The organism is Streptomyces sp. a15 (assembly GCF_059026085.1).
Genome location: NZ_JBWLKM010000045.1, coordinates 1 through 16,804 on the forward strand (window position 1 = coordinate 1; position 16,804 = coordinate 16,804).

At 70.5% G+C, this 16,804-nt stretch carries 13 protein-coding genes and 2 pseudogenes; 5 read left to right on the plus strand and 10 right to left on the minus strand.

From position 1 onward, the window contains the following. The first annotated feature begins 293 nt into the window (after nt 1-293). The gene (locus tag AC5P09_RS33360; protein ID WP_493877450.1) at nt 294-1,682 is read left to right on the plus strand and encodes an OFA family MFS transporter; all 1,389 of its coding nucleotides are present in this window, start codon (nt 294-296) and stop codon (nt 1,680-1,682) included. A gap of 1 nt (nt 1,683) precedes the next feature. Next, the gene (locus AC5P09_RS33365; RefSeq protein WP_493877451.1) at nt 1,684-3,084 is read left to right on the plus strand and encodes an OFA family MFS transporter; all 1,401 of its coding nucleotides are present in this window, start codon (nt 1,684-1,686) and stop codon (nt 3,082-3,084) included. A 129-nt stretch (nt 3,085-3,213) separates the two neighbouring features. Here the strand turns inward: AC5P09_RS33365 and AC5P09_RS33370 are convergent, their stop codons facing one another. Then, nucleotides 3,214-3,891, minus strand: coding sequence for a GntR family transcriptional regulator (locus AC5P09_RS33370; RefSeq protein ID WP_493877452.1), 678 nt, complete (start codon nt 3,889-3,891; stop codon nt 3,214-3,216). A gap of 258 nt (nt 3,892-4,149) precedes the next feature. Between AC5P09_RS33370 and AC5P09_RS33375 the strand changes: the two genes are divergently transcribed. From AC5P09_RS33375 to fdhD, 3 genes and pseudogenes are all read left to right on the plus strand, one after another. Further along, nucleotides 4,150-5,121: a 2-dehydropantoate 2-reductase gene (locus AC5P09_RS33375; RefSeq protein ID WP_493877453.1), complete on the plus strand. Its 972-nt coding sequence runs from the start codon at nt 4,150-4,152 to the stop codon at nt 5,119-5,121. Nucleotides 5,122-5,498: 377 nt separating this feature from the next. Further along, nucleotides 5,499-5,918 (plus strand): annotated as a pseudogene (locus AC5P09_RS33380) (molybdopterin dinucleotide binding domain-containing protein); the annotation flags it as partial. An 8-nt stretch (nt 5,919-5,926) separates the two neighbouring features. Further along, nucleotides 5,927-6,774: pseudogene (gene fdhD, locus AC5P09_RS33385) on the plus strand (formate dehydrogenase accessory sulfurtransferase FdhD). 90 nt (nt 6,775-6,864) lie between these two features. On the opposite strand, the gene AC5P09_RS33390 reads toward fdhD, so the two are convergent. The 9 genes from AC5P09_RS33390 to AC5P09_RS33430 all read right to left on the minus strand — a co-directional run bounded on the left by AC5P09_RS33390 (nt 6,865) and on the right by AC5P09_RS33430 (nt 16,792). Next, nucleotides 6,865-7,926 (minus strand): sugar phosphate isomerase/epimerase family protein, encoded by a 1,062-nt coding sequence (locus AC5P09_RS33390; protein ID WP_493877454.1) that lies wholly within the window; start codon nt 7,924-7,926, stop codon nt 6,865-6,867. Nucleotides 7,927-8,014: 88 nt separating this feature from the next. Beyond that, entirely contained in the window at nt 8,015-9,412 is a 1,398-nt protein-coding gene (locus AC5P09_RS33395) for an alkaline phosphatase family protein (RefSeq protein WP_493877455.1), read from the minus strand. After that, on the minus strand, nt 9,409-10,617 hold the full coding sequence (gene eboE, locus AC5P09_RS33400; protein ID WP_493877456.1) for a metabolite traffic protein EboE: 1,209 nt from the start codon (nt 10,615-10,617) through the stop codon (nt 9,409-9,411). Before eboE ends, AC5P09_RS33395 begins: the two co-directional genes overlap by 4 nt. A 3-nt stretch (nt 10,618-10,620) precedes the next feature. After that, on the minus strand, nt 10,621-11,469 hold the full coding sequence (locus AC5P09_RS33405) for a TatD family hydrolase (protein WP_493877457.1): 849 nt from the start codon (nt 11,467-11,469) through the stop codon (nt 10,621-10,623). Beyond that, complete coding sequence (locus AC5P09_RS33410) at nt 11,469-12,170, minus strand: EboA domain-containing protein (protein WP_493877458.1); 702 nt, start codon at nt 12,168-12,170, stop codon at nt 11,469-11,471. Before AC5P09_RS33410 ends, AC5P09_RS33405 begins: the two co-directional genes overlap by 1 nt. After that, entirely contained in the window at nt 12,167-13,123 is a 957-nt protein-coding gene (locus tag AC5P09_RS33415; protein WP_493877459.1) for a sugar phosphate isomerase/epimerase family protein, read from the minus strand. The genes AC5P09_RS33410 and AC5P09_RS33415 overlap by 4 nt, the downstream gene beginning before the upstream one ends. Next, entirely contained in the window at nt 13,120-14,100 is a 981-nt protein-coding gene (locus tag AC5P09_RS33420) for an SCO3242 family prenyltransferase (RefSeq protein WP_493877460.1), read from the minus strand. Before AC5P09_RS33420 ends, AC5P09_RS33415 begins: the two co-directional genes overlap by 4 nt. Then, the gene (locus AC5P09_RS33425; protein WP_493877461.1) at nt 14,097-15,221 is read right to left on the minus strand and encodes an inositol-3-phosphate synthase; all 1,125 of its coding nucleotides are present in this window, start codon (nt 15,219-15,221) and stop codon (nt 14,097-14,099) included. Before AC5P09_RS33425 ends, AC5P09_RS33420 begins: the two co-directional genes overlap by 4 nt. 209 nt (nt 15,222-15,430) lie before the next feature. Beyond that, nucleotides 15,431-16,792, minus strand: coding sequence for a ThuA domain-containing protein (locus AC5P09_RS33430; protein ID WP_493877462.1), 1,362 nt, complete (start codon nt 16,790-16,792; stop codon nt 15,431-15,433). Nucleotides 16,793-16,804: the final 12 nt, after the last annotated feature.

Sequence of the window (16,804 nt, forward strand, 5' to 3'; positions counted from 1 at the left end):
CTCCCCCGCCGACATCACCACCCCACCCCTCCTCGGCCAGCACACCGAAGAAATCCTCGTCGGCGAACTCGGCCTCGCCTACGAAGAGTTGCACCTGCTCAAGTCGAGCGGGGTGATCTGACGTGGTGATCCGGACCCACGCGGCAGGACTCCGGGGCGGTGGTCCATGAGGTGAATGAGCGCGGGGTCGTCCGACGGTGCGCGTCGGCCGGCCCCAGGGACTCGCGCGCGCACGAAAGGCATTGGGCAGGGGGCGCTGGCCAGATCTTTCGACGCAAGGAGTGCTTGATCAGATGACAACCATCGACTACTCGCAGTCCGTCCCATACCGGGAGGTGACGGATCAGAACGGCCGCATGTACCGCGTCGGTGAGAGCGACATCGACATCATGGGCCGTAAACGCAAGTGGATGGTCATCCTGCCGTGGGTCGGCATGATGGGCATCAGCTCGGCGGAGTACGCGTTCGCGTCCGCCGAGGACACCCTGCACATCGCACACAGCTGGAACGACGGGCACATCTTCTGGATGCTGGGTGTCTGGGTGTTCTTCCAGGCGGCTGTGGCCTTCCCCGCCGGAAAGCTCAGGGAAAGCGGAAAACTGCCCGCCCGTTGGGCGATGATGCTCGGCGCACTCGGCACACTGCTCGGATATCTGTCCCTCGCGTTCGCGCCGCATGTGATCGTCGCGTACGTCGGGTTCGGCATGTTCAGCGGTATGGGTGCCGGAATGGTCTACGCGACCTGCGTGAACATGGTCGGCAAGTGGTATCCGGAACGCAAGGGAGGCAAGACCGGCTTCGTCAACGGCGGTTTCGCCTATGGTTCCGTACCGTTCGTCTTCCTCTTCACCAACTACATGGACCTGACGAACTTCCGCTGGGTACTCGTCTCGGTCGGTGTCTTCCTGGCCGCGGTGGTGGCCGTCGCCGGCTACTTCTTCCGGGACCCGCCGAAGAACTGGTGGCCCGCCGAGGTGGACCCGCTGCGGCCGCCGGACGACCCACGTGCCCGGCGTGCGATGGCGATGAACCCGCCCGCCGTGAAGCAGTACACCCCGAGGGAGGCCTGGCAGACCGGGCGGGTCGCACTGATGTGGTTCTGCCTGCTGTGCACCTCGGGTGTGAACATCTTCGGCATCGCCTTCCAGGTCGACATCGGCAAGGAGGCCGGGTTCGCGGGCGGCATCGTGGCGGCGGCCATGTCGATGAAGGCCATCGTCAACGGCACCGGGCGCGGTGTGATCGGCTGGCTTTCGGACCGTTACGGGCGCAAGCGGTGCCTGATCTTCGTCTGTATCGTCCTCGGCCTGTCGCAGTACGGCATTCTGTGGGCCGCGAACATGGAGAGCCTGCCGTTGTTCCTGCTCTTCTCCAGCATCTCCGGGTTCGGCGGCGGCGCCATCTTCCCGATGTTCGCGGCGATGACGGCGGACTACTTCGGCGAGAACAACAACGCGTCCAACTACGGTCTGGTCTACAGCTCCAAGTTGGTGTCCGGCCTGCTCGGAGCCGGCATGGGAAAGGTCGTGGTGGACAACTGGGGCCACGGTGGGGCGTTCACTCTGGCCGGCTCGATCTCGCTGTTCGCCGCATGCATCGCACTCTTCCTGACCCCACCAGGTCGGCCCAAGTCCAAGCACATCACCCCCAACCAGCGACCGCTCGGCGAAGAAACGGCCTGACATGACGGCAGATCCGTACGCAGCAGAAGATTCCTCCGCACACACCGGCGCCGCACACCGTCCCTACCGAGAAGTGACCGACCCCCGCGGCCGCGTCTACCGCGTGGGCGAGAGTGACCGGGACATCCTCGGTCACTCCCGCAAGCTCATGGTGTATCTGCCGTGGATCGCCATGATGGCCATCAGCGTCTTCGAATACGCGTACGGATCGGCCGAGGACACCCTGTCCCACGCCCACGGCTGGACGCAGAGCAACACCTTCTGGATCCTCAGCGTCTGGGTCTTCTTCCAGGCCGGCATCGCCTTCCCCGCGGGCTGGCTGCGGGAGAAGGGCCTGCTGACAGCCCGTACCGCCATGTACGTCGGCTCGGGCCTGTGTCTGGTGGGATTCCTCGCCCTGTCGCACCTGAGCAACGTCCTGCTGGCGATCCTCGGTTTCGGCGTCGTCGGCGGCATCGGGGCCGGCCTGGTCTACGCGACCTGCATCAACATGGTCGGCAAGTGGTTCCCCGAACGCCGCGGCGCACGTACCGGGTTCGTCAACGGAGGATTCGCGTACGGATCACTGCCGTTCATCTTCATCTTCAACTACGGCTTCGACACGGCGAACTACCATCGGGTCCTGGACCTGATCGGCTGCTACATCATGATCGTGGTCCTCGCGTCCGCCTCGTTCTTCAAGGATCCGCCGAAGAACTGGTGGCCCGCGGACATCGATCCGCTGACGTACTCCGGCGACGAGAAGAACGCGACGAGCCTCGCCAAGAACCCTCCCGCGGTGAAGCAGTACACGCCCAAGGAGGCCATCAGGACCGGCATGCTCCCCCTGATGTGGCTCTCCATCGTGCTGACCGCGGGCGTGTCGATCTTCGGCATCTCCTTCCAGGTCGACTTCGCCAAGGAGGTGGGCTTCGGCCCGCTGGTGGCCGCCTCGTCGATGGGTGTCATGGCGGTCGTCAACGGCATCGGCCGCGGTGTCGTGGGCTGGCTGTCCGACAAGTGGGGCCGCAAGCCCACCCTGGTGTTCGTCATCGTCGTCCTGGGCCTGGCCCAGTTCGGGGTGATCTGGGCGGGCGACGTCAGGAGCGAGGCACTGTTCCTGTTCTTCGCGTTCCTCTCCGGCTTCGGCGGCGGCGCGTTCTATCCGCTGTTCGCAGCACTCACCCCGGACTACTTCGGGGAGAACTACAACGCCTCCAACTACGGGCTGGTGTACAGCGGCAAGCTGATCAGCGGCCTGTTCGGCGGCGGCCTCGGCTCCCTGGTCGTCGCGGCCTGGGGTTACGACGGGGCGTACGCGCTGGCCGGCGTCACCTCGATGATCGCGGCGGCGATCGCCCTGCTGCTGCGGCAGCCGGGACGGACGCGCGGCGGCGCGTCAACGCCGCAGCCGGTGGCCTGAGCAGCTCGGTTCGGCGCACAGGCGGCCTTCCCCACGGCACTCGCCGTGGGGAAGGCCGCCTGAGCCGTTGCCTGGTGGCTGGGAGTCGTTCGGCCGGGTGACGGCGTACCGGTTGCTCTCGCCGCGCGGCTACTTCTCGCGCTCGTGGTACATCTTTCGCGTGTGTTCCGTGTGGGCACGCATGACCGCCGTGGCGCGCTCCTCATCCCGGTCCGCGATCGCCGCGATCAGCTCGCGATGCTCGATCCAGGACCGGTGGCCGCGCTGCCGGGCCACCGGTGTGTAGTACCAGCGCACTCTGCGGTCAACCTGCGCGGCCAGCCCGGCGAGGACCGTGTTGCCCGCGAGTTCCATCACCTTCGCGTGGAGCCGGGCGTTCACCGCGACCGCGCCGTCCACGTCGTCGGCGTCGACGGCCTTCTCGCCCTCGTCGCACAGCTTCTCGAGCGCGGCGACGGCGTCGGCACTCGCGTTGGCGGCGGCGAGGCGGGCGGCCTCGGCCTCCAACAGCGTCCGTACGGTGAGGAGTTGGTCCGCCTCCTCGTCCGTCGGCTCGTGCACGAAGGCACCCTGGGCGGGCCGTAGATCGACCCACCCTTCGGTGCTCAGGCGCTGCAAGGTCTCGCGCACAGGCTGCCGCGAGACACCGAGATGCCCGGCGAGCTCACTCTCGACGAGGTGCTGGCCGGGCTGGAGGGCGCGGGTGGTGATGAGTTCGAGCAGCGCCTCGTAGACACGGTCGCGCAAGGGGCCGGGCCGTTCTAGCTTGGGCACCGCGCCCTGCGGCAGTCCGGTCGTCGGCAACATCGCGCTCCCTCCTGGGCAGCGTCGTCGCTGCAGCTTGCAGGCCGATTATGGATTGGCTTTCGCCTACAGTCTACGGGACACAGGCGCCCCCGGACCCGGGCGCAGGCTCGCCTTACATGGGCATACCAGCAGCTCATGGCATGCGGACGACGACGAGTGCGGTCGCGACTCTTGCTGACCGTCGGTTCCATCCTGTAGACAATATCCAGTCGACAAAGTCGCAGTTCCTCGGTCACCCTCAGCCGAACGGAGCTCCCCATGAAAGTCGCAGTCCTCGGCGCCGGAGCCATCGGCGCCTACGTCGGCGCCGCGCTCCACCGCGCCGGCGCCGACGTCCACCTCATCGCCCGCGGACCCCACCTCACGGCCATGCGCCACCACGGCGTCCAGGTGCTCAGCCCGCGCGGCGACTTCACCGCCCACGCCCACGCCACCGACGACCCCACCGACATCGGCCCGGTCGACTACGTCTTCCTGGGCCTCAAAGCCAACTCGTACGCGGCGTGCGGGCCGCTCATCGAGCCCCTGCTGCACGACACCACCGCGGTCATCGCCGCCCAGAACGGCATCCCGTGGTGGTACTTCCACCAACACGGCGGCCCCCACGACGGCCACCCCATCGAAAGCGTGGACCCCGCAGGCGCGGTCAGCGCGGTACTCGCGCCCCACCGTGCCATCGGGTGTGTGGTCTATGCGGCGACGGAACTCGAAGGGCCGGGCGTGGTCCGGCACCTGGAAGGCACCCGGTTCTCCATCGGCGAGCCCGATCGAAGCATTTCGGCGCGCTGTCTCGCCTTCAGCGAGGCAATGCAGGCGGGCGGCCTCAAATGCCCGGTCGAACCCGACCTGCGCAACGACATCTGGCTCAAGCTCCTGGGCAACATCTCCTTCAATCCGATCAGCGCCCTCTCCCGCGCCACCATGCGCCAAATGTGCCTGCACGGCGGCACCCGCAAGGTCATCGAAACCATGATGACCGAAACCCTCGCGGTCGCCGAGGCCCTGGGCTGTCAGGTCGGCGTCTCCATCGAACGCCGCCTCGCCGGCGCCGAACGCGTCGGCGACCACCGCACCTCCACCCTCCAGGACCTGGAACGCGGCAAGCCGCTGGAACTCGACGTCCTCCTCGCCGCCGTCATCGAACTCGCCGAGATCACCGGCGTACAGGTGCCCACCCTGCGCACCGTCCACGCCCTCTCCGACCTCCTCGCCCACCAGGCCGCCGCATGAGCGTACGAGGACCCGACAGTGTCGGATCCGGCGACCGCCGGATCCGGCCGAAGGCCGGTACCGACGTTCCGCTGGCCCATGCGATCGGCCGGGAGATCATCCGGGCGGGCCTCGCCGACCACGCCTTCATCGAGCGCGCGACGACCGGTTTCCAGGGGTACCAACGGCTCGTCGAGCCCTGGACCTTGTCTCTCGCCGAGAAGGTGACGGGCGTATCGGCCGTTGTCATCAGGGAGTTGGCGCACGGCTACGCACTCGGCGATCAGGGCCGGCCGCGGACACCGTTCGTCGTGGAGCACCATCACGGCACCGACAGCGGACGCGCCCAGTCCAACCTGGCCATGCTCACCGGAACGACGACCGAGCGCGATCTGCGGGCGGCTTTCCGACTCGTCTCGTACGACCCACCCGTGGACCTGACGGACGAGCGGTACCCGATCCGCCTCACCACGGGGCGTCGGCTCAACTCGTACAACACCGTTGTACAGAAGAGTGGTTCCGCGTCACCGCTGCGGCGCGGCACGTGCGTCGAGCTGAGCCCGGAGGACGCCGAGCGCTACGGCGTGGTGGTCGGTGAGGATGTGCGGGTCTCCACTCGGCGCGGTTCGGTGACGGCCCCGGTGTGGGTGGACCCGACGCTACGAGCCGGTCTGGCGTTCATGACCATGCGCCTCCCCGATGCGGCGGACATCAACCCGCCGCCGGTCAAGGCGAGTTGTCCGATCCCGGGGACAACGGAGTTCGAGGCCGCCGCGGTCCGCATCGAGAAGCTGCCGGTTGCAGCGGTACGGAGCTGAGGCCGGTCATGGGACGAGTCACGGAACGACGCAAGGTGATCCGGATCCGGGACGGGGTGGTCTCCAGCCGCCCGGACACGCTCGTCGCCGAGGAACCGCTGGAGATCAAGCTCAACGGCAAGCCGCTCGCGATCACCATGCGCACTCCGGGCGACGACTTCGCACTCGCCGCCGGGTTTCCGGTCAGCGAGGGCGTCCTGGCCCACGCGTCCGACCTGCAGAACATCGTCTACTCGCGGGGGCGACGGCCGACGGGGCGAACACGTACAACGTGGTGGACGTGCGCACGACACCCGGCGTGGTCATCCCCGACATCACCCTCGAACGCAACGTCTACACCACCTCATCGTGCGGCCTGTGCGGCAAGGCGAGCCTCGACGCCGTCCGCACCACCACCCGCCGGCCCATCTCCGACACACCCCCGGTCCGGGTCGAACCCGACCTCCTCGCGCGCCTCCCCGACCGGCTGCGCGCGGCTCAACGGGTCTTCGACCGGACCGGGGGCCTGCACGCCGCCGCCCTGTTCACCGAGCAGGGCGACCTGCTCGACATACGAGAGGACGTCGGCCGCCACAACGCAGTCGACAAACTGGTCGGCCGCGCCCTGCAGAACGGCGACCTGCCACTGTCCCGCACGCTCCTCCTCGTGTCCGGCCGAGCCTCCTTCGAGCTGGCGCAGAAGGCCGTGATGGCCGGCATCCCCATCCTGGCGGCAGTCTCGGCACTCTCCTCCCTGGCCGTCGACCTGGCCACGGAAACCGGCCTGACACTGGTCGGCTTCCTGCGCGGCACCTCCATGAACGTGTACGCGGGCGAGCACCGTGTCACCCTGCGGGCCGCGGCCACCCAGGGCTGACCGGCTCCCCGCGACACGACGGCGGGGCCCCGACGGCGGGGAGCGCCCCCTGCGCCGTCGGGGTCCTGCCTCAGCCGTGTCCGTGCCCTGTCAGCACTTCTCGCGCAACGAGTGCAGGTGGGCACTCGAACGCCGTGCGAAGGTGAAGGACTCGGTCGGGTTGTCGTGCTCGGCCTGCCAGTGGTGGGCGAGTCGTTCGCCGCGCAGCCGGGTCACGGCGGAGATGAACCGCTGGTAGTCGATGTCGCCGTCACCGACGTCGGTCATGCGGTAGCCGTACTGGTTCGCCGGGTCGCTCTCCCCGTCCTTGACGTGGAAGAGCGGGTAGCGGTGGGGCTGCTTGAGGACGTAGTCGAGGGGTTCGAAGGGCGCGGGCGTGCCGTCGGGCCGCTTCGAGAAGCGGAACTGGCCCGAGTACGCCCAGAAGATGTCCATCTCCAGGAACACGAGGTCGGGGTCGGTCTCGGCGAGCAGCACGTCGTAGAGGCGGACCTTGGGGTTGTCGGTGGCGAAGGAGAACTCCTCGGAGTGGTTGTGCTGGTAGAACTTCATGCCGCGCGCCCTCGCGGCCGCACCGTAGGTGTTGAAGTCCTCGGCCGCGCGCTTCCACGCGTCGACGGTCGAGCCGTAGCGGAACGGTCCTGCGGCGGTGCCGATGTGCTTGAGGCCGAGGGCCTGGGCGTCGTCGAGGACCTTGGTGAGGTTCTGGGCGAAGGTGTAGCCGTTCGGGTCGCTGGAGTAGTAGCCGACGTGGCTGCCGATCGGGTTCAGGCCGTGGTTCCGGGCCAGCCGCTTGAGCTGCGCAAGCGTGATCGGACCGGCCGAGCCCTGGGTGTATCCGGCGAACTCGACCTCGTCGTAGCCGTACTTCTCCAGCTCGGCGAAGACGGGGGCGAAGCCCAGCGTGGAGACCTTGTCCCGCAGGCTGTACAGCTGGATGCCGAGCCGGCCGGGCGGCAGAACGGGACGGCCCCGGCCGCCGGCGGCGGTCGCGGTCCCGCTGGCGGCGGTCGCGGTCTCGGTGGCGGCGGTGGCGGGGGTCGCGGCGGCGCCGAGCAGCGCGGCGACGGTGCTTCCGGCGGCGACGCCGAGCATGCCTCGTCTGGTGAGGCGGTGGGTGAGTTCGGGGTCGGTCTGGGACATGCGGCTCATGCCTGGAACTCCTCAAGATCGCAGGGCGTTGTCAGTGGTGAGTGCTTCACTTGTGACCAGTCGCAAGAGACGGGTCGGACGGGGCCGGTCAGCCAAGACCGGCCAGTTGGATCAGCAGTGCTTTCACATCGGTGGCCGCTACGCGGTCGCCGACAGCGCGGGGGGTGGAGCAGATGAGGAGCGGACCGTCGTCGTCGCTCTCGGGGAGGCGGCCGTGGCTGCCGCGAATAGGTGAGGGGTCCAGGGGCACGACCGCCATGCGGTAGCGCATGCCGAGCTTCTTGCGGGCCAGTGCCGTGGCCGCCTTCACCTTCACATAGGGGTCGAGCGGGTCCATGAAGAGTTCGACCGGGTCGTAGCCGGGTTTGCGGTGGATCTCGACCAGTCGCGCGAAGTCGGGCGCGCGGGCGTCGTCGAGCCAGTAGTAGTACGTGAACCAGGCGTCCGGCTCCGCCACGGCGACGAGTTCGCCGGAGCGCGGATGGTCGAGGTGATGGGCCTTCTTGCCTTCGTCGTCCAGGAGTTGCTCGATGCCGGGCAGGCCGTCGAGGGCGGCCCGGGTCGCGTCGAGGTCTTCCGGCCGGCGGACGTAGATGTGCGCGATCTGGTGGTCGGCGACCGCGAAGGCGCGGGAGGCCATCGGGTCGAGGTACTCCATGCCGTCCTGCGTGTGCACCTCCAGCAGACCGGCGCGGCGCAGGGCGCGGTTGATGTCGACGGGCCGGTCCACGCGGGTGATGCCGTACTCGGACAGGGCGACGACGGTCCGGCCCTCGGCGTGGGCGTCGCCCAGGAGCGGAGCCAGCGCCGCGTCGAGGTCGGCGGCCGCCTTGAGGGAGCGCGGGTCGTCGGGACCGTACCGCTGCAGGTCGTAGTCGAGATGGGGGAGGTAGCAGAGCGTCAGGTCGGGTCGGCGGGTGCTGATGACATGCCGGGTCGCGTCGATGATCCAGCGGCTGGAGACCAGGTCCGCGCCGGGTCCCCAGAAGTGGAAGAGGGGGAAGGTGCCGAGTTTCTCGGTGAGTTCGTCGTGGAGGTCGGCGGGCCGTGTGTAGCAGTCGGGTTCCTTGCGGCCGTCGGCGTAGTAGATGGGACGGGGGGTGAGGGTGATGTCGGTGTCGGCGCCCATGGCGTACCACCAGCAGATGTTGGCGACGGTGTAGCCGGGGTGTGCGCGGCGGGCGGCGTCCCAGAGTTTGTCTCCGGCGACCAGACCGTTGTGCTGACGCCACAGGAGTACGTCGCCGAGTTCGCGGAAGTACCAGCCGTTGCCGACGATGCCGTGCTCGCAGGGGTGGGTGCCGGTCAGGAAGGTGGACTGGGCGGCACAGGTGACGGCGGGCAGGACGGTGCCGAGCGGCGCGCGGGAGCCGGACCGGGCGAGCGCCTTGAGGTGGGGCATGTGGTCGAGGAGGCGGGGGGTGAGACCGACGACGTCGAGGACGAGGAGGGGGGTTGGGCCCGGAGTGGTCCGGTGGGTGCTCATGGGAGCTCCTTCAGGCCGAGGTCCGTCAACAGGTCGCGGGCGAGGGTGAGTTCGGCGGCGATGCCGTCGGCGAGCTGGGCGCGGGCGCGGGGCCGCAGCTCGGGCGGGAGCGCCTGCCAGGTGTAGGTCTCGACCTCGAGGTGGTGGGTGAGCGGGCGCGGGCCGCCGACGAGCCGGGTCAGGGCGGCCTTCAGGACGGGGAGCGTGGAGGTGAGGGGCGCGGTGGGTGCCGCGTGCAGCGGGACGTGGAAGTGGGCGCGCCAGGGGGCCCCGTCGGGAAGCGTGTCGCCCTTGAGGGCTTCGCCGAGGTCGTCGGTGCCGCGGAGGCCGGCGGCGGTGGCGGTGCGGGTCTGGTGCAGGAAGCGGGGTTCGTCGAAGGCTGCCAGGGCCTCGCGGACCTCGGGGAGATGGGGGTGTTCGGCGTGCAGGGCGGCCGAGAGCTGGGATTTGACGACGGGGATGCCGGCGTGGGTGAGCGCGTCCAGGGCGGTGTGCGGGTCTTCGAAGGAGGTGGCGAGGTGGCAGGTGTCGACGCAGATGCCGATGCGGTCGTGGCCGATCGCGGTGAGCGGGGCGATGGCGTCGGCGGTGGTCTCGACGACGCAGCCCGGTTCGGGTTCGAGACCGACGCGGATGGAGCGTCCGGTCAACTCCGCGAGGGCGTCCAGTCGTTGGGCGAGGGCGATCAGGGCGGTGCGGCCCGTCTCGGCGCGGGCTGCCGTGGCCGTACCGTCCGCTCTCGCGGTGCCGGAGGTGCGCGGCAGAGCGGTGCGCCAGGCCAGGGGCAGGGTGGAGATGCTGCCCTCGGTGACGTCGTCGGGGAGGAGGCCGGCCAGGACTCGGGCCAGGGCGGTGGTGTGGTCGAGACGTTCGGGGTCGGCCCAGTCCGGCCGGTACACGCGGTACTTGACCTCCTCGGCGCCGAAACCCTCGTAGGGGAAGCCGTTGAGGGTGACGACCTCGAGGCCGCGCCGGTCGAGTTCGGTGCGCAGCGCGCGGAGGGCGGACGGGTCGGTGACGAGGGCGTGGGCGGCGTCCCGGGCGAGCCACAGGCCGATGCCGAGGCGGTCGCGGCCGAGGCGCCGGCGGACGGGCTCGCAGTGGTCGCGGAGCTGGGCCAGGACGCCGTCGAGGGTTTCGGCGGGATGCACATTGGTGCAGTAGGCGAGGTGGACGGTGGAGCCGTCGGGATGGCGGAAGCGCATCGCTCACTCCCCGCCGCGCAGCACGGAGTTGCCCTCGTGGGTGCCGTCGGGCGGGGCGACGTCCAGGTTCAGCCGGCCGCTGAGGCCGTAGAACGCGACGGGGTTGCGCCACAGCACCCGGTCGACGTCGTCCTCGGTGAAGCCCTCGGCCAGCATCAGGTCGCCGACCCTGCGTGTCTTGAGGGGGTCGCTGCGGCCCCAGTCGGCGGCAGAGTTCACCAGCACCCGGTCGGGACCGTACGCGCGAAGGATCGCGACCATCCGCTCCTCGTCCATCTTGGTGTCCGGATAGACGGAGAAGCCCAGCCAACAGCCGCTGTCCTTGGCCTCTTTGACGGTGGTCTCGTTGAGGTGGTCGACCAGGACCCGCTCCGGGGACAGCGCGGACTCCCCGACGACGTCGAGGGTGCGGCGCAGGCCGGCGAGTTTGTCGCGGTGCGGGGTGTGGACGAGCGCGGGCAGCTCGTGGTCGGCGGCGAGCTGGAGCTGGGCGGCGAGAGCGGTGTCCTCGGCGGGGGTCATCGAGTCGTAGCCGATCTCGCCGACGGCCACCACCTGGTCCTTGACGAGATACCGGGGCAGTTCGTCGAGGACGGGGACGCAGCGCGGGTCGTTCGCCTCCTTGGGATTGAGGGCGAGGGTGCAGTGGTGAGCGATGCCGTACTGGGCGGCGCGGAAGGGCTCCCAGCCCAGCAGCGAGTCGAAGTAGTCGAGGAAGGAGGCGGGAGAGGTGCGGGGCTGCCCGAGCCAGAAGGACGGCTCGACGACGGCCCGGACGCCGGCGGCGCGCATGGCCTCGTAGTCGTCGGTGGTGCGGGAGGTCATGTGGATGTGGGGGTCGAAGATGCGCATCAGAGTTCCTCGCCGTCGTGGTTGCCCTGCGTGGCCGGCGGGGCGGCCGTGGGGTCGGTCAGGGTCAGGACGCGGTACAGGTCTTCGGGAACCGGGCGGCCCGCTGCGGTGCGTTCGGCGGCGTAGTCGCCGAGCATGCGGGCGAGTTCCGCGTCGCCGTGGGCACGACGGGCCAGGTCGGCCACTACGTCGACGGGCACACCGGTGAAGAGGCACTTCAGGACGGCATGACGCCACTGGTGGACAGACAGGTGCCGGGCGGCATACGGGCCGACCGCGGCGGCGAGAAGGCTGGTGTCGCTGGTGCGCAGGGCGTCCTCGACGAGCGGCAGGGCGTCCGGGCCGGGTACCAGGTGGGGCAGGGCGTGCAGGACGGCCCGGCGTTCGGCGGCGGTGCCCTGGAGGTAGACCCGGGTGAGGGCGTCGGTGTCGGCGTGGGCCGCGTGCAGGATGAGGACGCGTACGGCGTCGGCGTGCGCGGAGCCGCAGCGGCGTCCGGCCTCGGCGAGCCGCAGCTCCCACACAGAGATGGGGCCGTGCGTGCCGGGATGTGCGGCGGCCTCGTCGAGGGCCTGGTCGAGCCAGGCGCGGGCGGCTCCGCCGAGGTGGGTGGCGATACGGCTGTGCAGATCGGCCGGCGGGGTGTGGGCGAGGGTGGTGCCCTGGATGCCTGCTGCCGGGTCGGCGTGGATGTGGGTCATGAGGTGCTCCCTTGTGAGGGCGCCGCCGCGTGACGGAGGAACGGAAGGGACAGTTCGGCGAAGTGGGGGCCGGCGTGGGAGTGGCGGGGCAGTTCGACGACGGTCAGGCCCTGGTAGCCGACGGCCGACAGAGCGGCGAGCACCGGCGGGAAGTCGATCTCCCCGGCGCCGAGAGGGAGGTGTTCATGGACGCCGCGGCGCATGTCCTCGATCTGGACGTGGCGCAGCCAGGGGCCGGCGGCGCGTACGCACTCGACGGGCGACAGGGGCTCCAGGCACTGGCAGTGGCCGATGTCCAGGGTCAGGCCCAGGTTCTCCGGGTCCCCGAGGGTGCGGCGGAGTCGGTGGAAGTCCGCGAGGGTGGCGAGGAGGTGGCCGGGCTCGGGTTCGACGGCCAGGGGAATGCCGGCACGGGTGGCGGCGTCCAGGACGGGGGCGAGCGTCTCGGCCAGACGCTTCCATGCCGTGTCCGGGTCCGTCCCCGTCGGCGTGATCCCGCTGAAGCAGTGGACGGCGTGCGCACCGAGGTCGGCGGCCACCCGGACCGCGCGGATCAGCAGGTCGACGCGTCGGGCACGGTCGTCCGGGTCGGGGTCCAGCAAGGAGGGACCGTGTTTGCGCCGGGGGTCGAGCACATAGCGGGCGCCCGTCTCCACGGTGACCGACAGCCCGAGCTCGTCCAGCCGGTGCGCGAGGCGGCGGGTGCGGGTGGTCAGGTCCGGCGCGAGCGGGTCCAGGTGCATGTGGTCGAGGGTCAGCCCGACGCCGTCGTAGCCGAGGTCGGCGAGGAGGCCGAGGGCGTCGCCGAGGCGGAGGTCGGCGAGGCCGTTGGTGCCGTAGCCGAAGCGGAGGGGGTGGGCTTCGGAGAAGCGCGGGGTCGTCGCGGGACCGGGCGACGGGAGGTCCGCCGCGGCGTGCGGTCCGGCCTCGCGGTGGAGGGCCTCAGGGTTCATGTGACGCTCACCTTCCTCGCGAACCTCCCGGCGAGCGGGGCCAGGGCCGCCGTGAGCAGCGCGGTGACCGGGGCGCCGGAGCGGGCGGAGAGGGCGGCCTGAAGGGGGATGGTGGCGCGGATGCCACCACCCACGGCTCGTTGGGTGAGCGGGGGTGACGGGTTGAGGGCGGCGTGGAAGTAGGGGCGGGCCGCGGTCGTGGCATAGGCAGCGGCGAGTGCGGTGCACAGGGCGAGGTCGGACGGGGACGCGGAAACGCCTGGCCCCGGCCTCATGGAGGGACGTGTCAGAAACCGGGCCAGTGCGGTGGTCGTGGCCAGGGCCGTCAGGGGGACCAGGGATGCGCCGCCCTGGGTCTCCCGCCGCGAGACGGTCGTGACCGTGAGGGTGTGCGCGCCCAGGAGGGCGGCGGACGGAAGGGCTCGGCGGAGGCCGCTCGCGGTGCGGGTGGCCGGGATCGTCCCCGCATTCCTGAACGCGTGTGAGCTCGTCGAGGCCGTGGCACCGAGCAGCAGGTCCAGGCCGCGGGCCGCCGCCATGGCGACGGGCCCTGCCGGGGTGCGCTTGAGGCCGAGGTCGTACGCCCAGACGGTGGCCGCCAAAGTCGTCGCGACGGCGAGGGTGGGGCAGCCGGCGGAGGCGGCCAGGGAGAGGCCGGCTCCGGTGAAGGCGCAGGCCGCCGTGAGGGCCGCGGCGGGGCGGATCCGGCCGGAGGGAAGGGGACGGTGCGGGCGTTCCGCGGCGTCCTCGTGCCGATCGGCCCAGTCGTTGAGGGCCATGCCGGCCTCGTACAGACAGAGGGAGGAGCAGATGGCGAGCAAGGTGCGGGAGTTCGGGCGCGCGGCGGCCGCGGCCGCCCCGGCGAGGGCGTCGCCCGGGACGGTGAACAGGGCGGGCAGGCGCAGCAGTTCGGCCCAGGCCGCTCTTCCGGACTGGGCTCCGGCCGCGCTGCCGGCGGCACCGTTCGGGCCGCTCATCGCACTCCACCCCGCAACCGCTCCCCGAACCCCACCAGGGCCGCGTACTGCTCCCCCAGCGCCGACGGCCCCTCCCCCACCGGGTCCTTGAAGTAGAAGCCCAGCTCGGTCAGCGGGCCGGTCAGACCCCGCTCGTGGGCGCGGGCGACCAGGCGGGCCAGGTCGAGGACCAGAGGGGCGGCCAGGGCGGAGTCGCAGCCCTGCCAGGTGGTCTGGAGGATCATCCGGGCGCCGAGGAAGCCGTCGAAAGCGACGTGGTCCCAGGCGGTCTTCCAGTCGCCGAGGACGGGGACGTCGTCGATGTGGACCTCGCCCTCGGGGACCGAGCCGAGGGTGTCGGCGAGGACCCGTTCCTTGCCCGCGTTCTTCGCCGCCGCGGCCGCCGGGTCGGCGAGGGCGGCTCCGTCACCGCCGCCCAGCAGATTGGTGCCGGACCAGGCCCGCACGGCGAGCGCCCGCTGCCTGAACATCGGGCCCAGCACCGAGCGGAGCAAGGTCTGGCCGGTCTTGCCGTCCCGGCCTGCGTACGGCAGCCCCGAGGACGCGGCGAGCGGCGCGAGCGCCGGGTGGTGCAGGCCGGTCGACGGGGTGAAGTTCACGTACGGGCAGCCCGCGCGCAGGGCCGCCGCCGCGTAGAGGGAGCTGGCGGGCAGGTCGGTGCCGGTTGCCGCCGGCTCCGTGGAGGCGACGTTCACCACGACCGCCCGGTCCAGGTCCCGTCGTCGCACGAAATCCCGTATGTCCGCGGCGAAGGCGGCGATCAGCTCGTCCTCGCTCCGGGTGTCCCCCGGGGCCGGGCCGCCGGGTCGGATCTCGCGGTCGGCGGCGGTCAGTTCGGCGCCGATCGCCGCGGGGAGGCCGTACGGCAGGACTCCGCCGGCGGCCAGCGCTTCCGCGCGTTTGGGCAGCGGGCAGTCCAGGGTGTCGTGGCCGCCGAAGACGAGGTTCGCCAGGGCAGGCAGGCCGCTGTCGGCGAACTCGGGCGTCTCGGTGACCAAGCCGGTCGGTGGGTGCAGGCCGGCGCTCACGGCGGCGCAGCCCGCCACAACGGTGGTGGCGACGGAGCCACGCGCCCCGATCAGCCACACACCGACGCGCGATGCGGAAACGGACGCGGACATGGGCGGCCTCCTTGTCGAACACGTCGTAGGAACACCGGGTCGTAGGAACACCGGGGCATACGACCGCTGGGTCCGTGCGACCGCTGGGGCAGTCGCGGCCGCTGGGGCAGTCGCGGCCGCCTGAGCCGTACGAACACCTGGCGGTCGTACACACTCCGAGGTGGGAAAAGACGGCGGGCGGGAGTCCGGCGTCCCCCGCCCGCCGCCGCTCAGTCGCCCTGCGACGCCGTTCGCGCCGAGGACTTCGCGGGCAGTTCCTTGATCCGGATGTCACGGAAGGACACCCGGTCGTCGGCTCCGTGGTTCTGGATGCCGACATGGCCGTCCCTGAGACTCCGGGCCGGATCGGTGTTGGTGAAATCGTTGATCTTCACGCCGTTGAGCCAGAGGCGAAGGCGTTCGCCCTCCACGCGGATCTCGTACGTGTTCCACTCCCCGGGCGGGTTCAGCGCGCGGTCGCGCTTGGCCAGGTCGGCGGACCGGAAGCCGTAGACGGAACCGGTGGTCTTCTCCGGCACGTCGGTGGCGTCGATCTGGATCTCGTACCCGTTGTTCACCGCCGACCACGGGTCGGCCGAGGGCGGGAAGCCCACGAACACACCGGAGTTGTCGTCGCCGGACTCGCTCGCCATCTTCCAGTCGAGCTTCAGCGAGTACGACCCGAAGCCCCGGTCGGCGTACCAGAGCATGCCCATGCCGCCCGACGAGGTGATCGTGCCGTCGTCGTCCAGAGTGAAGGAGCCCGGCCCGGCCTGCTGCCAGCCATCCAGCGAGCTGCCGTCGAAGAGCGGACGATATCCGGTCTCCGGTCGACAGTCCGCCTGGACATCGCCTATTGCATACAAGATTCCGCCGGTCAGGTGTCTACGGAATGCAGGATCCGCGTACGACTCCTTCGTGTGACCGCCGCCCGTGTAGAAGGCGCGGCCGCCCTGGTAGGTCTGGCACCAGGCGATCGGGTGGTCGCCGTGCATGGTGCCGCCGGTGTACGACGACTCGTCGAGCGAGGCGAGGACATGGGCCCGTTCCCGGGGATTTGAGCGGTAGTTGTACCACTCGTCGGTGCGTTCCCAGGCCTTCGGCAGATCCGAGGTCGCCGGGTGGGCGCGGTCCTCCACGTTGACGGTCGCGGGCTGGATCGCCGGGTGCGACGCGAAGTAGGCGCCGGCGAGGCCGCCGTAGAACTCCCAGTCGTACTCGGTGTCGGCGGCCGCGTGGACGCCGACGTAGCCACCGCCGTGCCGGATGTAGCCCTCGAAGGCCGCCTGTTGGGTGGGTCCGAGGACGTCTCCGGTCGTCGACAGGAACACGACCGCGTCGTACCGCCGCAGGTTGCGTCCGGTGAACGCGCCCGCGTCCTCCGTGGCGTCGACCTTGAACCCGGCATTCTCGCCGAGTTGCTGGACGGCAGCGACACCGTCGGGGATCGAGTCGTGGCGGAAGCCGGCCGTCTTGGAGAAGACGAGGACCCGTTTGTCGTCGGCCGGCTGTGAGGCGGCCGGTTCCGAGACGCAGCCCAGGAGCAGCGCCGTGCCCACAACTGCCGTGGTCAGTCGTCCGGTTGAGTGCATCGTGGTCACCTC